Source organism: Xanthobacter aminoxidans, from assembly GCF_023571765.1.
Lineage (GTDB): Bacteria > Pseudomonadota > Alphaproteobacteria > Rhizobiales > Xanthobacteraceae > Xanthobacter > Xanthobacter aminoxidans.
This window is the reverse complement of sequence record NZ_JAMJXC010000002.1, coordinates 546,250-568,143: the sequence shown is the minus strand read 5'-3', so window position 1 is coordinate 568,143 and position 21,894 is coordinate 546,250. Positions and strand designations below refer to the sequence as shown.

16 protein-coding genes are annotated in these 21,894 nt (G+C 68.2%); 12 read left to right on the top strand and 4 right to left on the bottom strand.

Translation table 11 applies throughout. The features are described 5' to 3' along the window. The first annotated feature begins 933 nt into the window (after window positions 1–933). The 4 genes from EJ105_RS05385 (at window position 934) to EJ105_RS05370 (ending at window position 6,041) form a co-directional block, all read left to right on the top strand. On the top strand, window positions 934–2,910 hold the full coding sequence (locus tag EJ105_RS05385; RefSeq protein ID WP_038192833.1) for a M23 family metallopeptidase: 1,977 nt from the start codon (window positions 934–936) through the stop codon (window positions 2,908–2,910). A gap of 190 nt (window positions 2,911–3,100) precedes the next feature. Beyond that, on the top strand, window positions 3,101–4,027 hold the full coding sequence (locus tag EJ105_RS05380; protein ID WP_250165546.1) for a hypothetical protein: 927 nt from the start codon (window positions 3,101–3,103) through the stop codon (window positions 4,025–4,027). 48 nt (window positions 4,028–4,075) lie between these two features. After that, window positions 4,076–4,996 carry a hypothetical protein gene (locus EJ105_RS05375; RefSeq protein WP_250165545.1) on the top strand — a complete coding sequence of 307 codons (921 nt, stop codon included), beginning with the start codon at window positions 4,076–4,078 and terminating at the stop codon, window positions 4,994–4,996. A 118-nt stretch (window positions 4,997–5,114) separates the two neighbouring features. Further along, window positions 5,115–6,041 (top strand): hypothetical protein, encoded by a 927-nt coding sequence (locus EJ105_RS05370; protein WP_250165544.1) that lies wholly within the window; start codon window positions 5,115–5,117, stop codon window positions 6,039–6,041. A gap of 3 nt (window positions 6,042–6,044) precedes the next feature. On the opposite strand, the gene EJ105_RS05365 is transcribed toward EJ105_RS05370, so the two are convergent. Continuing rightward, complete coding sequence (locus tag EJ105_RS05365; protein WP_250165543.1) at window positions 6,045–6,464, bottom strand: DUF2267 domain-containing protein; 420 nt, start codon at window positions 6,462–6,464, stop codon at window positions 6,045–6,047. Window positions 6,465–6,564: 100 nt separating this feature from the next. On the opposite strand from EJ105_RS05365, the gene EJ105_RS05360 reads away from it, so the two are divergent. Then, entirely contained in the window at window positions 6,565–7,923 is a 1,359-nt protein-coding gene (locus EJ105_RS05360) for a hypothetical protein (protein WP_250165542.1), read from the top strand. Window positions 7,924–8,150: 227 nt separating this feature from the next. Here the strand turns inward: EJ105_RS05360 and clpB are convergent, their stop codons facing one another. Beyond that, on the bottom strand, window positions 8,151–10,790 hold the full coding sequence (gene clpB / locus EJ105_RS05355) for an ATP-dependent chaperone ClpB (RefSeq protein ID WP_029556386.1): 2,640 nt from the start codon (window positions 10,788–10,790) through the stop codon (window positions 8,151–8,153). 326 nt (window positions 10,791–11,116) lie between these two features. On the opposite strand from clpB, the gene EJ105_RS05350 reads away from it, so the two are divergent. The 4 genes from EJ105_RS05350 (at window position 11,117) to EJ105_RS05335 (ending at window position 13,950) form a co-directional block, all read left to right on the top strand. Further along, complete coding sequence (locus tag EJ105_RS05350) at window positions 11,117–11,938, top strand: MOSC domain-containing protein (RefSeq protein WP_250165541.1); 822 nt, start codon at window positions 11,117–11,119, stop codon at window positions 11,936–11,938. A gap of 48 nt (window positions 11,939–11,986) precedes the next feature. Next, window positions 11,987–12,334 carry a lysozyme inhibitor LprI family protein gene (locus tag EJ105_RS05345; RefSeq protein ID WP_250165540.1) on the top strand — a complete coding sequence of 116 codons (348 nt, stop codon included), beginning with the start codon at window positions 11,987–11,989 and terminating at the stop codon, window positions 12,332–12,334. Between the two features lie 14 nt (window positions 12,335–12,348). After that, the gene (locus EJ105_RS05340) at window positions 12,349–13,092 is read left to right on the top strand and encodes a pyrimidine 5'-nucleotidase (protein ID WP_250165539.1); all 744 of its coding nucleotides are present in this window, start codon (window positions 12,349–12,351) and stop codon (window positions 13,090–13,092) included. A 72-nt stretch (window positions 13,093–13,164) separates the two neighbouring features. Continuing rightward, a complete protein-coding gene (locus EJ105_RS05335) occupies window positions 13,165–13,950 on the top strand; it encodes a GNAT family N-acetyltransferase (protein WP_250165538.1) in 786 nt (261 codons plus the stop codon). A gap of 256 nt (window positions 13,951–14,206) precedes the next feature. Here EJ105_RS05335 and EJ105_RS05330 read toward each other — a convergent pair whose 3' ends face one another. Both EJ105_RS05330 and EJ105_RS05325 read right to left on the bottom strand, forming a co-directional pair. After that, a complete protein-coding gene (locus EJ105_RS05330; RefSeq protein WP_250165537.1) occupies window positions 14,207–15,565 on the bottom strand; it encodes a sigma-54-dependent transcriptional regulator in 1,359 nt (452 codons plus the stop codon). After that, complete coding sequence (locus EJ105_RS05325; RefSeq protein ID WP_347881302.1) at window positions 15,562–17,430, bottom strand: sensor histidine kinase; 1,869 nt, start codon at window positions 17,428–17,430, stop codon at window positions 15,562–15,564. The genes EJ105_RS05330 and EJ105_RS05325 overlap by 4 nt, the downstream gene beginning before the upstream one ends. A 281-nt stretch (window positions 17,431–17,711) precedes the next feature. Here EJ105_RS05325 and EJ105_RS05320 point away from each other — a divergent pair, with 281 nt between their 5' ends. The 3 genes from EJ105_RS05320 (at window position 17,712) to EJ105_RS05310 (ending at window position 21,886) form a co-directional block, all read left to right on the top strand. Continuing rightward, window positions 17,712–19,076: a dicarboxylate/amino acid:cation symporter gene (locus EJ105_RS05320; RefSeq protein ID WP_250165536.1), complete on the top strand. Its 1,365-nt coding sequence runs from the start codon at window positions 17,712–17,714 to the stop codon at window positions 19,074–19,076. A 135-nt stretch (window positions 19,077–19,211) separates the two neighbouring features. Then, window positions 19,212–20,471, top strand: coding sequence for a chromate efflux transporter (gene chrA, locus EJ105_RS05315; RefSeq protein WP_250165535.1), 1,260 nt, complete (start codon window positions 19,212–19,214; stop codon window positions 20,469–20,471). 143 nt (window positions 20,472–20,614) lie between these two features. Then, window positions 20,615–21,886, top strand: a complete 1,272-nt coding sequence (locus EJ105_RS05310; RefSeq protein WP_250165534.1) for a methyl-accepting chemotaxis protein — start codon at window positions 20,615–20,617, stop codon at window positions 21,884–21,886. The last annotated feature ends 8 nt before the right edge of the window (window positions 21,887–21,894 follow it).

The window sequence follows — 21,894 nt, the reverse complement described above, 5'->3', positions numbered from 1 at the left end:
AAAGGTCCGGAGTTCCGTTAGACCGCCAAGTCTTACTCAGCTGAAAACCAACCTCTCGGTCAGCCCCAGCCCGCAAGGACTCCGCCGTCCACGTTTCTCTTTCTTCTGTCATACATGTCAAACAGCGATGGAAGCCGAAGCCTCCCTGCCCTAGAAGGGCCGATCGACGCGTCGTCCTCCGGCTTCTTAACCGGCGGCTTCACAACAGTAAAGTCGTGAGGAGCGTCGGAGACGCGCTGTCGATCCGTCCAGTTGGCGGCGGCAGCGCGTCGTCGATGGGCGGTTTATAGGGGCAACCCCCTTCCGGTGTCAACACCCCCGTTTTTGTCCTTCATGAACCCCATGTGACGCTGTGGGCAAATCCCCACCTACCAGGCCACCGCCCGTTGCAGTGCAACGATTTTCGGCCTGTGGACATGTTGCGCCGCAAGGCCCGCCGGAAGCGCAGCCGGCGAAGGGTCGACGGAAAAATGCGGATTCTTTTTCGGCTTCCGTCTTCGGTTTTCGGCAAAGGCGACCGCACCGCACGCCCCCGTCTCGAAGCCACCTCTCGCGTGCGCGCGCGTTCAGAGGGTGTTTCGATGCTTTTCCCTGCCAGCCACGCCGTGAACCGGCCTCGGCGATCACGGATGAGGTCCGCGCCATGCTTTCGCCGTCTCCTCCCCCTCACATGCGCCGCCTCGAACGGGCGGGTTTGCGCCGCATCATTGACGGGTCGTGAGGCGGAAGGCATGTTCGCCGAACGTCTTGTTCGCCGAATGTGTTGGCGGGAGTCCTGATCGCTTGTTCCGACAGGCCTTCCCGCAGGAAACGGCCAGTGCGCCGCACGCGCGCACGCAGCTGAGGGACGCAGATTTGTACCATCGACGATCAGCCGGAGACTGGCGCGACGCCACGAGCGCTGCCGGACTTGGCGACGACCCCCCGCTCGGGGTGGACGGAGACGAAGAGGACATCGACCGGCGCCGCGTCTCCGTACGCTGGTTCGCCGCCACGCTGCTCACGGCCTTGTGTGGTTCGTTCCTGATGGGCGGCGCCGTCTATGCGGCGCTGGACGGCGAGCATCGCTTCGCGCTCATGCCGGAAAAGGTGCGCAACGCCATCCGCGGCGCCCTGGCCGTGGGCGAGCGCCCGGTCAATTCCGTCCGCAAGGGCGATCGCATGTCGCTGCTCGGCGACGCTCCGACCGCCCGCCAGACCTTCCGCGTCTCCACCGCCACCAAGATGGGCGACCGGGAGATCATCAAGGTGCGGCCCTTCACCCGGGTGGCGGCGAACCTCGCCATGAGCACCACCTCGGTCTCCACCAACATCCCGCGCTTCAACCCCGCCCAGCTCGTCGCCGATTCCAGCAAGGACGAGACCGCGCCCCAGGCCGAGCCCACCGGCGAAGTCACGCTGGTGATGCGCGACATCTCCAGCCTGCCCCCGAGCACCCGGCTCGGCGCCGCCACCTCCATGGAGAACGTGCTGGTGAAGGTGCGCGAGGTGGCCGAGCTCACCCGCGTGCAGCCAGGCCAGGCCGGCTTGCCCGCCGCCATCGTCGGCGCCCAGCCCGGCTTCTCGCCGCAGGCCGCGTCCGCGCCCTATCTGTCCTATGCCAGCGTCGGCAACGCGCTCGGCTCGCCCGGCCTGCCGGCCTCGGCGGTCCCGGCCGGCCACGCGCCCCCCGGCGCGGCCAACGCACCTGCGCCGGTCATTCCGGCCAATATCAGCTTCGTGCCCAAGACCTCCGACGAGACCTCCGGCGGCAACGACTGGTCGGACGCCACCGTGGTGGTGAAGAAGGGCGATACCATCGTCTCCATCCTCATGGACAACGGCGTCTCCAAGGAAGACGCCCGCGCCGCCGCCGCCGCCTTCCAGCGCGGCCGGGACGGCACCGTGAAGGACGGCCTGCGCATGCACCTGCTGCTGCAGGAAGAGAACAAGCGCGTGCGCCCGCTGCGCATCTCCATCTTCAGCGACCTCGGCCACGAGGGCACCGTCGCGCTCTCCGACAAGGACGAGTTCGTGAACGTGCCGGAGCCCTCCGAGACCGAGATGGCCGGCGTCTCCGAGGATACGGACGAGGACGACAGCGGCCCCGGCATCCGGCTCTATGAGAGCATCTACGAGACCGCGCTGCGCAACGACGTGCCGCGCAGCGTCATCGCCGACATCATCCGCGTCTATTCCTTCGACGTGGACTTCCAGCGCCGGGTGAAGCCGGGCGACAATTTCGAGGTGCTGTTCTCGGACGATCCGGGCGCCTCCAACGATGTGCTCTACGCTGCCCTCACCGTGAACAAGGAGACGCGGCGCTACTACCGCTTCCAGACCACGGACGACGGGCTCGTCGACTATTATGACGAGGACGGAAAGAGCGCGAAGAAGTTCCTGGTGAGAAAGCCCATGACGGGCGGCATCATGCGCTCGCCCTTCGGCTATCGCCGCCACCCCATCCTCGGCTATTCCAAGCTGCACACGGGCGTGGACTGGGCGGACGCCATCGGCTCGCCCATCTATGCCGCGGGCAACGGCACCATCATCTACGCCAACTGGAAATCCGGCTACGGCAAGCACACGGAAATCCAGCACGCCAACGGCTACGTCACCACCTACTCGCACCAGTCGGGCTTCGCCCGCGGCATCCGCGAGGGCGTGACGGTGCGCCAGGGCCAGCTCATCGGCTATCTCGGCAACACAGGCCTCTCCACCGGCCCGCATCTGCACTACGAAGTGAAGATCAACGGCAACTTCGTCGATCCCATGCGCATCCGCCTGCCGCGCGGCCGGGCGCTGGACGGCAAGTTCCTCGCCGAGTTCAGGAAGGAGCGGGAGCGCATCGAGGCCCTGCTCAGCCACGCCCCGGTGCCGCCGAAGGTGGCGAACGCCGGCTCTTCCAAGACCCGCGCCGCCAGCAACTGACCCGCCCTGTTCCGGCCCGCCGCCGCAGCGCGCGGGCCGGAACGCGCTTCATCAAAAGACCGCTGGACACGCGAAATGGCGCCGCAGGCGCGGCCGCACTTCGCCACAAACAAAGCTTGACCTTGGGGATGGTTCAGCTACCGCTGCGACCGGTCGAAAGCCACATCTTTCCCTCCCAGAGGACAGCCCCATGAGCGGCCCCTTCCGTGGTTCGGTTCGTTCCCTCGCCTGCGCCCTCATCCTCTCCACCGCGCTGCCCGCGCTCGCCGCCGCCGACCCGCTGAGCGACTATGTCGCCGCCCGCGACAAGGCCACGGCCGACGCCCTCGCCGCCGCCAAGGCCGACAAGAGCGGCGACCCCGCCGTCATCAAGCGCGAAGAGGCCGCGCTCAAGGATCTCGGCAAGCGCATGACGGCCCTTGTCGGCCCGGTGAAGTTCAAGGGCCTCGGCTCGCCGGAATATACGCTGCGCGTGCTGACCTACGACGAGAACACCCCCGCGCAGGATCTGGGCGGCATCGCCTTCGCCGACAAGGATTTCAACACCCGCCTGGTGGTGGCGCCCGAAAGCATCTTCACCAGCTGGCTCGCCACCCGCGCCAAGGATCCGGATGCCCCGAAGGCCTTCGCCTCCGGCGTGAAGGCGGCGGCGGGCACGCCTGAATTCTACACCAACGCCGTTGGCTTCGACGGCGGCTTCTACCAGCCCTATGTGGAGCTGCCCGTCGCCGCCGTGCCGGGCGAAACCGCCGTCGCGTGGCTCGGCCTCCAGACCGAGGAGCCCTCCGGCAACACCGCGCCCAACGAGGTTGCCATCGTGCGCATCGGCGGCGGCATGGCCATGGTGGGCGTCGCCATGGTGAAGCTCGGCGACAAGCCGATCCCCGCCTGCGACGCCATCTGGCAGCCCTTCAAGGCCAAGGCCGACGCTCTCCAGAAGCAGGTGGAGAAGGACAACAAGGACCAGGACCCGCGCTGGGAGCAGATCACCAAGATCCAGGACGAGGGCTCCAACGCCTATCGCGCCTGCTTCATGAAGGAGGCCCCGAGCCAGCCCTTCTTCGCCGCCGCGGTGAAGAAGGCGGAAGCCTTCCTCGCCACCGCGCGCGGGCAGTGAGACCCTCCCGCCTGCACCTGATCGATCGCCCTCATCCGGAGACCTGACATGAGCCGCCCCGACCGCTGCCGCCCGGCCGCAAGCCCGCTTTTCCTTGCAATGGCTTTCGCGATGGGGCTGGCCGGCAGCGCCGGGGCGGCGCCGGCGGAGGATTATATCGCGGCGCGGGACAAGGCCGTGGCGGCGCTGGCCGCCGCGGAGAAGGGGGGCGCGACCCCCGAGGATCTGGAGAAGCGCGATGCCGCCGCCCGCAAGGCGCTGGAGCAGAAGATGAGCGCGCTCCTCGGCCCGCTTCAGCTCAAGGGGCTCACGGCCAGCTTCTCCCCCGCCACCCTGCTGGATGGCAACATCGAATCCGGCGGACCGGACGGCCTCCTGTTCGCCGACAAGGATTTCACCACCCGCGTGCTGGTCTCCCCGGAGCCGGTGTTCGCCAACTGGCTGGCGGCGCAGGCGAAGCACGAGAACGCCGCCCCGGCCCTCGGACAGGGGATCGCGGCGGCGACGGGCAGCGAGGAGTTCTACACCCTCGCCATCGGCGCCGAGGCGGCCTTCTCCCGCTACATGGAGCTGCCGGTGACGGCCGCCGCGGGCGAGACCGCCTCGGCCGCCCTCGGCCTGTTCAGCCAGGATATTTCCGCCAACACGCTGCCCGACGCCGTGGTCGTCACCCGGGTGGCGAACGGCCGGGTCGCCGTGGCCACCACCAATGTGAAGCTCCCCATCAAGTCCCTGCCCGTCTGCGACAAGGCCTGGAAGGCGACCACCGCGAAGGCCGAGGCGCTGCGCACCGCCGCGGAAAAATCCAAGAAGCAGGACGATCCGCGCTGGGAAGAGGCGAACAAGGCCGACGTGGACGCCTCCAACGCCTTCCGCGCCTGCTTCGCCAAGGAGGCCCAGGGCCAGCCGGTCCTCGCCGCCGCGGTGAAGCGCGCCGAAACCCTGCTCGCCACCGCCCGAGGGAACTGAAGGCATAGCCCGCGCGGTGCCGGTGGAAGACCGGGGACGCGGTGGGGCCATCCATTGATTTTTACCAATGGCGGCGCAGATTGCGCCGCCATTGTCGTTTCAGCACACGAGAGTCCCCATGACGCGCCCCGATCGCCGCCGCCCCCTCCTCCGGCTGGCTTCGGCCCTGCTCGCGGCGGGACTTCTCGCCGGCGGGCCGGCGCATGCGGGGCCGGCGGAGGACTATATGGCCGCCCATGCCAAGGCCCTGGCGGACGTGGCCGCGGCGGCCAAGGCGGGCAAGAGCGACGGCGACCTGGACGCGCTCGGCGCTCCGCTGCTGAAAGATCTGGAAAAGCGGATGGTCGCCCTCGTCGGGCCCATCGCCTTCAAGGGCACGCAGAAGAAGCCCATCTTCATGCCCTCCTCGCTCAACGCCGAATATCTGGAATCCAAGGAGCCGGACGGCCTGCTGTTCTCCGGCGCCAACCTCACCACCCGCTATTTCGTCTCCCCCGAGCCGGTCTTCACCGACTGGCTCGCCGCCCGCGCCAAGGAGGAGGACGCCGACCCGGCGCTGCGCCTCGGCCTCAAGGGGGCCATGGGGACGGAGCCGTTCTATTTCGCGGTGCTGGGCGCGGATGCCGCCTTCATCAAATACATGGACCTGCCGGTGACGGCCGGCGCGGGCGAGAGCGTCACCGCCGCGCTCGGTCTCTTCACCCAGTCGGGCCAGCAGAACGACCCGCCCAGCAGCATCGTCTTCACCCGCATCGGTGACGGCCGCGTGGTGGTGGGCACGGCGGACCTCAAAGCCGCCATCAAGCCCCTGCCGGCCTGCGAGAAGATCTGGAAGGAGGCCAACGCCAAGGCCACCAAGCTGGAAGACGCCGCCGGCAAGACCCGCAACGACGAGGACCCGCGCTGGAAGGAAGCCGAACAGGTCCGCGAAGCCGGCGGCGACGCCTTCCGCTCCTGCTTCGTCAAGGCCGCGCCGGGACTGCCCTTCTTTGCCGGCGCGGTGAAGCGGGCGGAGGAGCTGGTGCAGGCGGCACGGGGGAAGTAGGCGTCAGGCTTTCCAATAGTCGGCCGCACCCTCCGGAAGGGTGACGAGGACGCGGTCGAGGGTGTCCGCGTCCATGTTCCGCCGCAGCGCCGCCGCCACGTCGGCGATGGCGGAGGCCGGCGCGAAATTGTGGTGCCGGCGCAGGTCCTGCACCTCCGCCGTCAGCACCGCCCGATCCGCGAACGGCCGCCGCGGCTCGGCCGGGTCCCAGTCCGCCACGAAGATGGCCCGCAGCACCGGCGGCAGCATCCCCGCAAAGCGGATCGCCTCCTCCACCGACAGCCGCCGCCGGAACACGACCAGCACCCCCTCCACCATGGTGTAGGCCTGATTGCGCGTGCCAAGGCCGGCCGTGTCCCGCGCATCGGCGAGGAAGCGGTCGAACTGCTCGGTGGCGTGCTGGAGGTCGAGGGGGATGGGCATCGATTTTAGTACGAATAATACTCGTATAAGTTGAAAATGCCTTCGCAACCGGTATTTAGTATCGGAGATATTAGCCCGCCTTGAGCCCTAGGAACAGGTCATGACCTCCTTGAATCAGCTCATCCAAGACTTGGTAGAGGAATTTACTCGCGTCCAGGCGCCTGAGGCGCTCCCAGAAAAGATCGCGGGTAAAATTTCTTTGCCCGGCCTGATCAGCACCGGAAATGGGGGCTCGATTGCGACATCCCGGGAGATGGAGCGCCTCATCAAGGAAATTGCAAAAGAGCTTAAGAGCGCAGACAAATCCATTGCTAATAGATTTACCGACAGGGAATGGGATTGGCTCGTCCGAGGGACGTTCGGATCTGCCTTGGCCACCGTCGAATTCGCGGAAAGCTCAGATCACAATGGAATTAGAGTCCTTAAATCAGTCCAATCTCAGTTGACAGCGGCCAAACCGTCAAAGCCAACTGAGCATGGATTTGGATGCAATCTTTTCAGCCGATCTGATGTCGCGCCTTTTGCCATAGGGCCAGTAACGTTTGAAGCACGTCTGATTTGGCTCGACCGCAAGGAGACACAAGGCGGCGTGAGTAAAATAACTGCACGCCGAATTCGCACGATTTGGGCAGGCAAGAAAGTTGCGAAACGGAAGAATGGGTTTGACGCGCATCATGAAAAAGCGATTCTTGATGCAATCAAATCCTGTCAGTATGTGTGTAGCGTCAGCACAATAGGGCTCGCCTCCGAGGCCGGTCGAAACAAGGCTCAAGTAGCAGCTCACATGGCGATGACGGCCATCGCACTGACTTGGGCAACTCCATCCAGAGCTATGGAGGGGTTTCGTCTTCTCACAGATCCAGGCGTTCGACTTCAGAGATCTCTAGTGTTTGTACCAGGAATTCGAATTTTACCGGGTAGCAACATAGTCGGCAACCCCTTTGGCCCCGGCATAAATCCAGCTGAGTGGGCAGCGGCTCTGGTAGATTTCGGATATTTATTCGCAACTATCGGCGAAGCGATAGATTTTTATCTCTCTTTAAACAAAATGACACACAGACCTCGAATTATGAATCTATTGTCACAAGCCATACTTTGGTTTTATGAAGCGTGTCGCGAAGAAGTTCATCTAATGGCAATTGTCAAATTTTCTGCCACCCTCGACGCACTTGCTAGCGGAGGCAAATCCGGCGGTATCAGACGCCTCGCAAATGCGCGGCTAAAGATCCAAGATTCAGATCCGATCCGCAAGGGCGGACCAACTCTCAAGTCTGTGATAGACGATATATATAGCACAGGCCGCAGCAGAACAATTCATGGAACCAATGAAAGAATTGGAGAAGATTGGTCTGAGCTACGCAACACGGCCGAACATATTGCCCGTGCCTGCCTGATTTTTTCCATTTACTGGATATCATTGAACCCGCACATTGACGATCCCGCTTGTCTGCAGAAATAATAGATTTTACGGTATAATTTCTAGAACGTGGTGCCGACGATCATTTCGGCTACAATGGATCAACACACCTCGAAGCTTCCCTTTCTGTCAGCAGCGGGTTTTTTGTTGGGCAATCAAGCCGTCAGCGCCGCGCTTCAGCCTGCCGCCCTCGCTCCGCGTCCCCCACAAAAAAACCCCCGGCGCTCGCACGCCGGGGGTCCGTCCTCACACCCTAAACCCCAATCCCCTCAGGCCGCCTGATCCACCTTCGCCGCTTCGCTGGTGAAGGTCAGGTGGCCGTCGGCCAGACCCACTTTCACCTTGGCGCCGTCGAGGATTTCGCCGCCGAGGATCTTCTCGGCGAGGGGGTCCTGCACCAGCTTTTGGATGGTGCGCTTCAGGGGGCGCGCGCCATAGGCCGGGTCGTAGCCCTTGTCGCCGAGGAAGTGCCGCGCCTCGGGCGAGATCTCGATGGTGATCTTGCGATCCTCCAGCAGCTTGCGCAGCCGGCCCATCTGGATGTCCACGATGGTGTCCATCTGGTCCCGCTTCAGGCGGTGGAACATGACGATCTCGTCGATGCGGTTGACGAATTCCGGGCGGAAGTGACGCCGCACGGCCCCCATCACCATGTCGTAGGCCTCCTCGTCGGACACCACCTGGTCGCCCTCGTGGCCCGGCACCTTGAAGCCCATGGGCTGGCGCGGGTCGGCGAGGAATTCGGCGCCGAGGTTGGAGGTCATGACGATGAGCACGTTGCGGAAGTCCACCGTGCGGCCCTGTCCGTCCGTCAGGCGCCCGTCGTCGAGCACCTGCAGGAGGACGTTGAACACGTCCGGATGCGCCTTCTCCACCTCGTCGAACAGCACCACCTGATAGGGCCGGCGCCGCACGGCTTCGGTGAGGGCACCGCCCTCGTCATAGCCCACATAGCCGGGAGGCGCGCCGATCAGCCGGCTCACGGAGTGCTTCTCCATGTATTCCGACATGTCGATGCGCACCATCGCCGTCTCGTCGTCGAACAGGAACTCGGCCAAAGCCTTGGTCAGCTCCGTCTTGCCCACGCCCGTGGGGCCGAGGAAGAGGAACGAGCCGATGGGCCGGTTCGGGTCCTGAAGGCCGGCGCGGGCGCGGCGCACGGCGGTGGAGACGGCGGCCACCGCCTCCGACTGGCCCACCACGCGCTTCGCCAGCTCCAGCTCCATGCGCAGGAGCTTCTCGCGCTCGCCTTCCAGCATCTTGTCCACCGGCACGCCGGTCCAGCGGGAGACGACGCCGGCGATGTGGCTGGGCGTCACCGCCTCTTCCACCATGCCGCCGGCCGCGCCCGCCTTCTCGATGTCGGCGAGCTTCTTCTCCAGCTGCGGGATGACCGAATAGGTCAGCTCACCGGCCTTCTGGTATTCGCCCTGCCGCTGCGCGGAGGCGAGATCCGCCCGCGCCTGGTCGAGCTTGGCCTTGACGGTGGTCGCCTCGCCCAGCTTCTCCTTCTCGGACTTCCACTTGGAGGTGAGGACGGAGGCCTTCTCCTCAAGGTCCGCCAGCTCCTTCTCGGAGCGCTTCAGGCGGTCCTTGGAGGCGCTGTCGGTCTCCTTCTTCAGGGCCTCCTGCTCGATCTTGCGACGCATGATCTCGCGGTCGAGGCTGTCCAGCTCCTCGGGCTTGGAATCCACCTGCATGCGCAGGCGCGAGGCCGCCTCGTCCACAAGGTCGATGGCCTTGTCGGGCAGGAAGCGGTCGGTGATGTAGCGGTTGGAGAGAACCGCCGCAGACACCAGCGCGCTGTCGGTGATGCGCACGCCGTGGTGCAGCTCATACTTCTCCTTCAGGCCGCGCAGGATGGAGACGGTATCCTCCACCGTGGGCTCGGAGACGAAGACGGGCTGGAAACGACGGGCCAGGGCCGCGTCCTTCTCCACGTGCTTGCGATACTCGTCCAGCGTGGTCGCGCCGACGCAGTGCAGCTCGCCGCGGGCAAGGGCGGGCTTCAGCAGGTTGGACGCATCCATGGCGCCGTCGGTCTTGCCGGCGCCGACCAGGGTGTGCATCTCGTCGATGAACAGGATGATGCCGCCCTCGGCCGCCTCGACCTCGGAGAGCACGCTCTTCAGGCGCTCCTCGAACTCGCCGCGATATTTCGCACCGGCGATGAGGGAGCCCATGTCGAGCGAAAGCAGGCTCTTGTCCTTCAGGCTCTCGGGCACGTCGCCGTCCACGATACGGCGGGCGAGGCCCTCCACGATGGCGGTCTTGCCGACGCCGGGCTCGCCGATGAGCACGGGATTGTTCTTGGTGCGGCGCGCCAGCACCTGGATGGTGCGGCGAATCTCCTCGTCACGGCCGATCACCGGGTCGAGCTTGCCGTCCCGCACGGCCTGGGTCAGGTCACGGGCATATTTCTTCAGCGCGTCATAGGCGTTCTCGGCGGTGGCGCTGTCCGCGGTGCGGCCCTTGCGCAGGGCCTCGATGGCCGCGTTCAGGGTCTGCGGGGTCACGCCCGCCTTCGCCAGCATCTTGCCGGCGTCGGTGTCCTTCTCGATGGCGAGGGCAAGCAGAAGCCGCTCGACGGTGACGTAGCCGTCACCCGCCTTCTTGGCCGCCTGCTCGGCGGTCTCGAACACCTTGGCGAGCTGCTGGGACACGTAAACCTGCCCCGAGCCGCCCGACACCTTCGGCAGCTTCTTCAGCGCCGCTTCCACCTCGGCGCGCACCAGCGTGGGATTGCCGCCCGCGCGCTGGATGAGGCCCGAGCACAGGCCTTCGGGATCGTCCATCAGCACCTTCAGGAGGTGCTCCGGCGTGAACTGCTGGTTGCCCTCCCGCACCGCCAGCGACTGGGCGGACTGGACGAAGCCACGCGCGCGCTCGGTATAGATCTCAAAATTCATCTGTCTCTCCTCCTTCCCGCGCCCGATACCTTCCAAGAAGCATAGGGGGCGCGGCGGGACACGGTCCCGGCATCCCCGGCTACCGTCGCGCAGGCGGAACAAACCCGCGCCGTGCCTCATGTGGGTGTGGCCCCGCTGCAACGGAAGGGGGTGACTGCACGATTTCAAGCCGGCCGGGCCAAACCGCGCCGCCACCGCCCTCCGCTCAATCAAGGCTAGGTCCGGCGCGCCGCCATCGCCTTGATCCAGGTGAAAATTCACCCGCCCTTGACCGGGCCGGCGGGGCATGGGACCCCGGGGTCTCCGGACCTGAAGGAGCGCCCCGCATGCCTGTGCCGTCCGCCGCCTCGACCTCCGCCATTCCGGCCGCAGAGCTTCCCCCCGCCACCGTCACCGCCCTCTACCGCCATCCGGTGAAAGGCCTCTCCCCCGAGGCGCTGGACGCCGTGGAGCTGACGGCCGGCGCCTTCTTCCCGAACGATCGGCTCTATGCGGTGGAGAACGGCCCCAGCGGCTTCGATCCGGCCGAGCCCTCCTACCGGCAGAAGACTGCCTTCCTGATGCTGATGCGGGACGCCCGCCTCGCCGCCCTCGCCTCACGCTATGACGCGGCGACGGGAACGCTGACGCTCGCCCTCGACGGCCACGAGGTGGTGGCGGCGAACCTTTCGGCGCCCGAAGGACGAGCCGAGGTGGAGGCCTTCCTCACCTTCTATATGGGCAAGGAGGCGCGCGGCCCGCTGAAGCTGCTCACCGCGCCCGAGGGCTTCCGCTTCACGGATTCGCTGCGCTCCGGCTTCCTCTCCTTGCTCAACCTTGCGAGCGTGCGCGACCTCAGCGCGCGGATGGAGGCAGAGCTGGACCCCCGCCGCTTCCGCATGAATTTGCATCTGGAGGGCTGGCCGGCGGGCGCGGAGCTGGAGATGGCCGGCGCGCGGCTCGATGTGGGCACGGCGCGCATCGCCATCCTCAAGCGCACCGAGCGCTGCGCGGCGGTGAATGTGAATCCCGCCACCGCCGTCCGCGACCTCAATGTGGTGAAGGGCCTCGTGTCCGCCTACGGCCACGCGGACTGCGGGATCTATGCCAAGGTGGTGCGCTCCGGCCGGGTGGCGGTGGGCGACACCCTGCGGCCCGCCGCCGACTGATCCGCCAATCCCGCCACGCACCAATCCCGCCACTCAAGGGAGAAACCCATGCGCCTGAAGTCCGCTGTCCTCGCCGCCACCCTCGCCGCGACCCTCGTCGTTCCCGCGTCCGCCGCGAGCTTCTCGTGCAACGGTGTCACCGCGCCGGACGAGGTGGCCATCTGCAAGAGCTGCGACCTCGCCCAGCTCGACGTGAAGATGGCGACGCTCTACGGCGTCATCACCAAGATGGTGGGCATGGGCCAGCGCGGCGCGATCCAGGACGACCAGCGCGCCTGGCTGGTGGAGCGCGCCGCCTGCAAGGCCGACGCGGCCTGCATCTCCAATGCCTACCAGACCCGCATCCGCGCCATCGAGGGGATGCTCTCCGACATCTATTCCCGCGGCCCGTTCTGAGGCATGGTCCGCCGATGATTTTGTCTTCTCCCGCAGCGCTTTCATCGGCGGCTTTCGATCGCGTCGACACCTGGGTGTTCGACCTCGACAACACCCTCTATCCCGCCCAGCACGACCTCTGGGGCCAGATCGACGCCCGCATGAAGGCGTACATCTCCGACCTCCTCGGCATCGCGCCCGAGGAGGCGTTCCGCATCCAGAAGGATTACTACCGGCGCTACGGCACCTCCCTGCGCGGGCTGATGATCGAGCACGGGGTGGAACCCGCCGCCTTCCTCGCCCATGTGCACGACGTGGACCTCTCCACGCTCGATGCCTCCCCCCGTCTCGCCGCCGCCATCGAGGCGCTGCCGGGGCAGAAGCTGGTCTATACCAACGGCTCCGAGCAGCACGCGCGCAACGTGCTGGCAAAGCTCGGCATGGATGCGCACTTCACCGCCGTGCACGACATCGTGGCCGCCGAATTCCATCCCAAGCCCACCGAGGAGGCCTACGAGCGCTTCCTGCGTGCGCACGGGGTGGAAGCGACCCGCGCCGCCATGTTCGAAGACCTCGCCCGCAATCTGGAAGTGCCGCACCGCCTCGGCATGGTGACGGTGCTGGTGGTGCCCCCCGGCCAGACGGTGGCGGCGCGCGAGAGCTGGGAGTTCGAGGGCCGCGAGGACGCCTATGTGAACCACGTCACGGAAGACCTCGCCGGCTTCCTCGAAACGGTGGCCCGCGACCTGCCCCCGCCGCCGGCGGCCGATCCGGAGTAGAGGGAGGACCACGCCACGGCCGGCGCCACCCGCACCATCCGCACCCTCACCCCGGTCGAGGTGGATACGGCCGTGGACTGGGCCGCCCGCGAGGGCTGGAACCCCGGCCTTGCCGACGCCGCCGCCTTCCTCGCGCAGGATACGCACGCCTTCCGCGGCCTCTTCCTCGATGGTGCGCTGGCCGCAGTGATCTCGGCGACGCGCTATGAGGGCGGCTTCGCCTTCGTCGGCTTCTACATCTGCCGCCCGGACCTGCGCGGCGAAGGCCATGGCCTCGCGCTGTGGCAGGACACCTTCAAGCGGCTCGACGGCCCGGTGGGGCTCGACGCGGTGGTGGAGCAGCAGGGCACCTACGCCCGCGACGGCTTTAAGCGCGCCTACGCCAATTTCCGCTTCGGAGGCCTGGCGCCGGACGCCGCGCCCGACCCGCGCGTGGTGGACATCACGCCCGCCCACCTCGATGCCGTCACGGCGCTGGATCGCGCCTGCTTCGGCTTTCCCCGCCCGAACTTCCTGAAGGCGTGGCTCGCCCCGCCGCAGGGTCGCGCCTGCGTCTTCGTCGCGGACGGGACGGTGAAGGGCTATGGCGTCATCCGCCGCTGCCGGGCGGGATGGAAGATCGGCCCGCTCTTCGCCGACGGTGCGGAGGTGGCCGGCGCGCTCTTCTCCACCCTCGCGCGCACGGCGGCGGGCGATCAGGTGTTCCTCGACATTCCCGACCCCAATCCCGCCGCCCGCGCCCTCGCCGAAGGGGCGGGGCTCACCCCGGTGTTCGAGACCGGCCGCATGTATCGCGGCTCGGGGCCGGATCTGCCGCTCGATCGCATCTTCGGCATCACCACGTTCGAGCTGGGGTGAGGGGAGCGCTTTAACCGCCGGTGACTTCGGCCATAGGGGCGCCGGCTGACGGGCCGGGGCCGTTATCCCGCCACTGACCTCACCGCCGTCATGGCCGGGCTTGTCCCGGCCATCCACGTCGGGCCGATTCTGAAGATGGTTGGCAGCTACTCCCGGCCGCGCCACGTGGTTGCCCGGCACAAGGCCGGGCATGATGATGGTGAATGGAGTTCGAGCGCGCGACTGTTCCGCGGTGGACGATCGTGATGCCACCCCCTCACCGCCCGCCGCGATAGGACGCCTGGTCGATGCCGTGGCGGCGGAGCTTGTCGTAGAAGGTCTTGCGGGGGATGCCGAGGGCGGCCACGGTGGCCTGCACGTCGCCCTTGTGCGCCTCCAGCGCGGCGCGGATTTCCTGCGCCTCGAAGGCGTCCACCCGCTCCGGCAGGGTGCCCTTGCCGCCGTCGGCCTCGGCCGGAACGGAGGCCGGCTCCGGCTCCACCAGCCCCAGCGCGACGCGTTCGGCATAATGCACCAGCTCGCGCACATTGCCCGGCCAGTCGTGTTCGGCGAGATGGCGCAGCACGCCGGCGTCCAGCTCCGGCGGCGGCCGGTTGAAGCGCTCCGCCGCGCGGGCGAGGAAGTGGCCGAACAGCAGCGGCACGTCGCCCCGCCGGTCGCGCAGGGCCGGGATGCGCACCGAGGCGACGTGCAGGCGGTAATAGAGATCCTCGCGGAAGCTGCCCTGCCGCACCAGCGCCGGCAGGTCCACCTTCGAAGCGGCGACGACGCGGATGTCCACCCGCCGCGTTTCGTTGGTGCCCAGCGGCGCGATCTCGCGCGCCTCCAGCACGCGCAGCAGCTTCACCTGAAGGGCCGGCGACATGGCCTCGATCTCGTCGAGGAAGAGCGTGCCACCATGGGCATGCTCGATGCGCCCCACCCGCTTCTTGAGCGCCCCAGTGAAAGCGCCGGCCTCGTAGCCGAACAGCTCGCTCTCGATCACCGTCTCCGGCAGCGCGCCGCAATTCACCGCCACCAGCGGACGGGTGGCGCGGCGGCTCCAGCGGTGGAGGGCGGTGGCCACCACCTCCTTGCCGGAGCCGGTCTCCCCCTCCACCAGCACGTCCACGTCGGCATCGGCGATCTGGCGCAGCATCTGCCTGAGGCGCGCCATGACAGCGCTGGTGCCGAGCAGCGGCAGGTCGTCCTGCGTGGTGGCGACGGCGCGCTTCAGCTCGCGGTTTTCCAGCACCAGCCGGCGGCGGTCGAGGGCGTGGCGGATGCTGGCGACGAGGCGTTCCGAAGCATAGGGCTTGGCGAGGAAATCGTAGGCGCCCTCGCGCATGGCATCCACCGCCATGGCGATGTCGCCGTGGCCGGTAATCAGGATGACCGGCAGGTCCGCGTCGCGCGCCCTCAGCCGGCGGAACAGCTCCAGCCCGTCGATGCGCGGCATGCGCACGTCGGTGACGACGACGCCGGGAAAGTCCGCGTCGATCACCTCCAGCGCCTCCAGCGCCGAGCCGTAGCCGGCGACCGTGAGGCCGGCGAGCATCAGCGCCTGCACGTTGGCCGCGCGCAGCGCCGGATCGTCGTCGATGAAGGCCACGTCCACCGCGTTGCTTTCCGTCATGCCGTGCCGGCTCCGGTGTCGAGTCCCTGGGCGCGGGGCAAGGTGACGGTGAAAACGGCGCCGCCGTCATTCTCCACCTTCAGGGTGCCGCCGCACTCGGCGATGATGTCCTTGGAAATGACGAGGCCCAGCCCCAACCCCTGCGGCTTGGTGGTGTTGAAGGGCAGGAAGAGCGCGCCCAGCATCTCCTCCGGTAGCCCGGGGCCGTTGTCGGCGACGGTGACGACCACCGTGTCGGGCCGGGTCTCGACGCGGATGCGGATTTCCCCGTCGCGCCGCGTGCCGATGGCCTCGGCGGCGTTCTGGATAAGGTTCACCAGCACCTGCTCGAGGCGCATGCGGTCGCCCGTCACCGCCACGTCCGGGCGGTCGATGTCGAGGGCGAGAGCAATGTCGGTCTGCAAGAGACGGTAGCGCATCAAGAGCAGCGCGCCGTCGATGACCGGGGCGAGCGCCACCGGCTCGATGCGGGCGGCGGACTTGCGGGCGAAGGCGCGCAGCTCTCCGGTGATGGCGCCGATGCGCTCGGTGAGCGCCGCGATGGTGTCGAGATTGGCGGCGGCGGCCGCCGGCTCGCCGCGATCGAGGAAGGCGCGGGAATTCTCCGCGAAGGTGCGGATGGCCGCCACCGGCTGGTTCACCTCATGGGCAACCCCGGCGGCAATCTGGCCGAGCACGGCGAGCTTGGAGGCCTGCACCAGCTCGTCCTGCAAGGCGTCGAAGGCGAGGCGGGCGCGGCGGCGCTCCTCCATCTCCGTCACCAATTGCGCATTGGCGGCGGAAAGCTCCGCCGTCCGCTCGACGACACGGGCCTCCAGCGCGCGGCGCGCCTCCGCTTCCCGCGCCAGCGCCCGGGCGCGGCGGCGGCGCCGGGTCCACCACACCCCGGCCGAGCCGAGGCCGACGACGCCGGCCAGCGCCGCCGAGGCACGGGCCGCCGTGGTGGCGAGCCGCGTGGTGGCTGATGTGGGGGCGAGCACGGTGAGCGTCCACGAGGTGGAAGGCACGGGCATGTCCACCGCGACGAAATCCTGCGTTGTGCTGCGTCCGGGCAGGCGCAGGCGCAGCACGCCACCTTCCTCCGGCGAGGGGCCGAGATCGAGCCGGGTGAGGGGGGAATCGCCGAATTGCAGGCTTTCGCGGATGGCGTCGCGCTCCACCGGATCGAGCGCCACGGTGGTGCGGAAGCGGAAGGCGGGCTCCGAGGCGATGAGCACGATGTGCCGCTCGTCGGTGACGAAGGTCGGCTCGGCGAAGCGCCGCCATGCGGCCTCCAGCGCGTCGAACTCGGCCTTGAGCACGAGCACGCCGAGCACCCGGCCCTGCGCCTCCACCCGCTGCGCCAGATAGAGGCCCGGCTTGCGGCTGACCGTGCCGAAGGCGAAATGCTCCGCCCGCCCCTCGGCCAGCGCCACGCGGAAATAGGGGCGAAAGCCGTAGTCGGAGCCGAGGAAGCTCTCCGGGGTCCGGTAGTTGCTGGCCGCGACCGTGTGGCCCTCGGCATCGATGAGATAGATGACGCCGGTGCGCACCCCCTCCGCGAGGGCATCGAGCCGCCGGTCGAGGGCATCGAGGCGAGCCGGGTCCGGCGCCTCCAGCGCGCCGCGCACCTCCGGGTCCTGCGCCAGCACCACCGGCAGGGAGCGCTGCTTGTCGATCTCGCTCCGCAGCACCGCGACGCGCAGCGCCGCCGCCGTTTCGGCGGAAGCCGCCACCTGCGCCACCGCCCAGCGGCGGGCCGCATAGTCCGCCACCCGGTCCAGCGCGACCATCAGCGCCAGCGCAGCCAGCGCCGTGCCGCCCGCCGTCAGCAGGCGGCGGCGGGAGGGGCGTTCAGGGCTCGGCGGGACGCCCGGCTCGGCCACGGAGGCTCTCCTGATGTGCGGATTTCCGCACAGGTTTTGCCGGCAATGTGCGCCTCACCGCACGCTGAGTCGAGAGGGGCGGCGGGGCCTCGCGGAAAAAACCTTGAGAATCAACGTGTTGCGCGTGCTCCGCGTCCCGCTCTGAACTGGCATGCGCCTTGCGCAGGGGGAAGCGTCGAACGGCGCGCTGCGCCGGCCCTTAACGAAGCATCCGATCCTGAAGTGCCCAGGCCAGAGCGGCCGCAAGAGGCACCAACGGCCCGGCGGAGGAAGGTCCTGAGATGGCCCACGCTATACCGGCGCATCCCGCGCCCCATCACCATTATCCGCGCAAGTTCTACCACCACCTCTATTTCCAGGTGATCGTGGCGATCATCGCCGGCTCGCTGCTCGGCCATTTCTATCCGGACTTCGGCGCCAGCCTGAAGCCGCTGGGCGATGCTTTCATCAAGCTGGTGAAGATGGTCATCGCCCCCGTCATCTTCCTCACCGTCGTCACCGGCATCGCCGGCATGCGCGACATGGGCAAGGTCGGCCGCGTGGCCGGCAAGGCCATGATCTACTTCCTCACCTTCTCCACGCTGGCCCTCGTCATCGGCCTCATCGTGGCGAACGTGGTGCAGCCCGGCGCCGGGCTCGACATCGATCCCAAGACCCTCGACCCCAAGGCCGTCGCCACCTATGCGGCGAAGGCGCATGACGCCTCCATCATCGGCTTCCTGATGGACATCATCCCGGCGACGCCGGTGTCGGCCATGGCCAATGGCGACATCCTGCAGGTGCTGTTCTTCGCCGTGCTGTTCGGCATCGCGCTCGGCGGCGTGGGCGATCTCGGCACCCCGGTGCTCAAGGTGCTCACCTCGGCCTCGCACGCCATGTTCCGGCTGGTGGCCATCGTGATGAAGGCGGCGCCCATCGGCGCGTTCGGCGCCATGGCCTTCACCATCGGCAAGTACGGCATCGGCTCGGTGAAGAACCTCGCCTTCCTGATCTTCACCTTCTACCTCACGGCGGCGCTGTTCGTGTTCATCGTGCTGGGCCTCGTGGCGCGCTACAACGGCTTCTCCCTGTGGAAGCTGCTGCGCTACATCCGCGAGGAACTGCTCCTCGTGCTCGGCACCTCCTCCTCGGAAGCGGCCCTGCCCGGCCTGATGCTGAAGATGGAGCGCGCCGGCTGCGCCAAGTCGGTGGTCGGCCTCGTGATCCCCACGGGCTATTCGTTCAACCTCGACGGCACCAACATCTACATGACGCTGGCGGCCCTGTTCATCGCCCAGGCCACCGGCATCCACCTCTCGCTGGAAGAGCAGGTCCTGCTGCTGCTGGTCGCCATGCTGTCGTCCAAGGGCGCGGCGGGCATCACCGGCGCGGGCTTCATCACCCTGGCCGCGACGCTCTCGGTGGTGCCGTCGGTTCCGGTGGCGGGCCTCGCCCTCATCCTCGGCATCGACCGCTTCATGTCCGAGTGCCGCGCGCTCACCAACTTCGTCGGCAACGCGGTGGCCACCATCGTCGTCGCCCGCTGGGAAGGCGAGCTGGACAAGGCGAAGCTCCTGCGCGTGCTCGACGGCGAGCCCATCTCGCTGGAAGACGAGTTCGACGAGGGCCTCATCTCCACCGCCCCCGGCGTGAAGGCCGTCGCCTGAGGCCACCGCGCGCGGCGCGACACCGGTCCTCCCCAGCTGCCCGCCTCTCCAGAGGCGGGCTTTTTTGTTTGCCGCGCCGCGCTTGACCGGCCGGAGCGGCGATGACATCCAGACCCTGAGGATCAGGAGCTGACCATGGCGGATGAAGCGGTCGAAACGCCGGAAGAGAAGTCGGCGGGCTCTGTCGGCGAGGTGTTCCGCGCCTTCCTGAAGCTGGGGCTCATGTCCTTCGGCGGCCCCATCGCCCATCTCGGCTATTTCCGCGCCGAACTGGTGGAACGCCGCCGCTGGATCGACGACGCCGGCTATGCGGACCTCGTGGCGCTGTGCCAGTTCCTGCCCGGCCCCGCCTCCAGCCAGCTCGGCTTCGCCCTCGGGATCATTCGGGGCGGCGGCTTTCTCGGCGGGCTCGCGGCCTGGGCCGGCTTCACCCTGCCCTCGGCCATCCTGCTCGCCGCCCTTGGCCTGCTCTCCTCCTATGTGGGCACCGCCGCCCTCTATGGCGGCGTCATCGGCGGCATCCTCCACGGGCTGAAGCTCGTCGCCGTCGCCGTGGTGGCGCAGGCGGTGTGGGGCATGGCGCGGACGCTGACCCCCGACCAGCCGCGCGCCGGCATCGCGCTGAGCGCCATCGTCATGGTCACGCTGGCGGCCGGCAGCTTCGGTCAGGTGGCGGCCATCGCCATGGGCGCGATCGCCGGGCTGTTCCTGTGTCAGGACGAGAACCCGCAGGCCGGGAGCGCAACTGCAACGCCCGCCGTCAGCCACCTGCCGGTGCCCTTCAAGCGGCGGACGGGGGCGATCCTGCTCGCGGTCTTCGCCTTGCTGCTGGTGCTGCCGCCGGTCTTCAAGGCCGCGTCGCCCTACATCGGCGTGTTCGAGTCCTTCTATCGCTCCGGCGCCCTCGTGTTCGGTGGCGGCCATGTGGTGCTGCCGCTGCTGCAGGCGGAAGTGGTGACCACCGGCTGGGTGCTGCCCGGCCAGTTCCTCGCCGGCTACGGCCTCGCCCAGGCGGTGCCCGGCCCGCTCTTCACCTTCGCCGCCTGGCTCGGCGCGGTGATGGCCCCGCCGGCCGGCGGGGTGACAGGCGCGGTGGTGGCGCTGGTGGCGGTGTTCCTGCCTGGCCTGCTGCTGGTGACGGGCATGCTGCCCTTCTGGAGCACGCTGCGCGGGCTGCCGCTGGCGCAGGCCGCCATGCGCGGGGCCAACGCGGCGGTGGTGGGCATCCTCGGCGCGGCGCTCTACACCCCGGTCTTCACCGGTGCCGTGCAGCGGCCGATGGACTTCGCCGCCGCCATCACCGGCTTCCTGCTGCTGACGGTGTGGAAGGTGCCGCCGCTGGCGGTGGTGGTGGTGCTGGCCGTGCTCGGCCCGTTCCTGACCGGGCTCTATTAGGGCCTTCGCGCATCGGCACCCGCGCCGACCTCAGGCTCGCGCAAGCCTCGCCCGGCATGCTGCGGCGACGTCCCCGATCCGCGTACAAGACGGAGCGCCATGCGCATCCGCGGCAGGGGACGCCCGGAGGAAGCAAGGCACCCATGGCGACATCCAGCACGGCACCGACGTCCTCCGTCGCGGGGCCGCCCGCATCCGTCAGCGGCCTGCGCGATATGGAAGCGCTCGGGCCGGCCGTGGACATCTCGGCCAACCTCAACGAAATCCTGTGCCTGATGGCCTGGTCCAACGGCAATGCGCGCAAGCTCGCCGGCGAGACCACCTCGGCCTCCTCCGCCGTGGCGCAGATCGCCGCCACCATCGAGACCATCGCCCAGCTCGGTGCCGATGCGGGGAGGGAGACGGGGGACGCCCTGCGGCTCGTCACCTCCGGCGCGGCCAAGACGCGCACCGCCGGGCAGGCCATGAGCGGCATCGCCGAAGCGTTCGGCGAGCTGGAGGCGCGGCTCGCCCACCTGAATTCCGCCACCCAGTCCATCGGCGGCTTCGCCACCTCCATCGGCTCCATCTCGCGGCAGACCAAGCTGCTCGCGCTGAACGCCACCATCGAGGCGGCACGGGCCGGCGAGGCGGGACGGGGGTTCGCGGTGGTCGCGGCCGAGGTCAAGGCCCTGTCCGAGGAGGCCTCGCGCACCACCGACCTCATCCGCGACCAGCTCCAGGCCTTGTCCGTGGTGGTGAAGGACATGCTGGACGCCATGGGCGCCGGCGCCACCCGGGTCGAGGAGGGGCGCGCCATCGTCGAATCGGTGATGACCGACATGGACGGCATCGAGACCCGCGTCAGCGCCTCCACCGACGGGGTGGGACGCATCGCCGTGATGCTGGGCGAGCGGCGCGCGGCCTTGCGCGACCTTTCCGACCGGCTCGGCGAGATCGCCCGGCTCGCCAACCAGAACGAGACCGATTCCGCCACCGCCGCCGGCCTCCTCGGCCGCGCCGATGCCATCGCCGGCGATCTCATCTCCCGCGCCTCGGCCGGGGCCGGCGCCGCCGCGGCGGTCCGCCGCCTCAAGTCCGATCACATGGCGTGGAAGCGGAGCCTCGCCGAATGCCTCGCCGGCGTGACCGCCGCCGATCTCCGCGGATTCCAGGCGCGCAACGCCCCGCTCGGGGCCGGCTTTGCCGGGATTGACGAGGCGGCGGTCGAAGATCCGGCCATGCTGTCCCAGCTGGCGGCGCTCGGCCGGCAACTCGCGGCCTGCGGCGAGCGGATCGTCGCGGGCACGGCAAGCGGCGACATGGGCGCGGCCATCGACGCCTACATGACCATGGATGCCCTCTCGGCCGACGCCCTGACGCAGATGGCGCGCTTTACGCCCCGCCGATCAAAGGGCGTATCCGCCGCGGCCTGAAGCGGCGG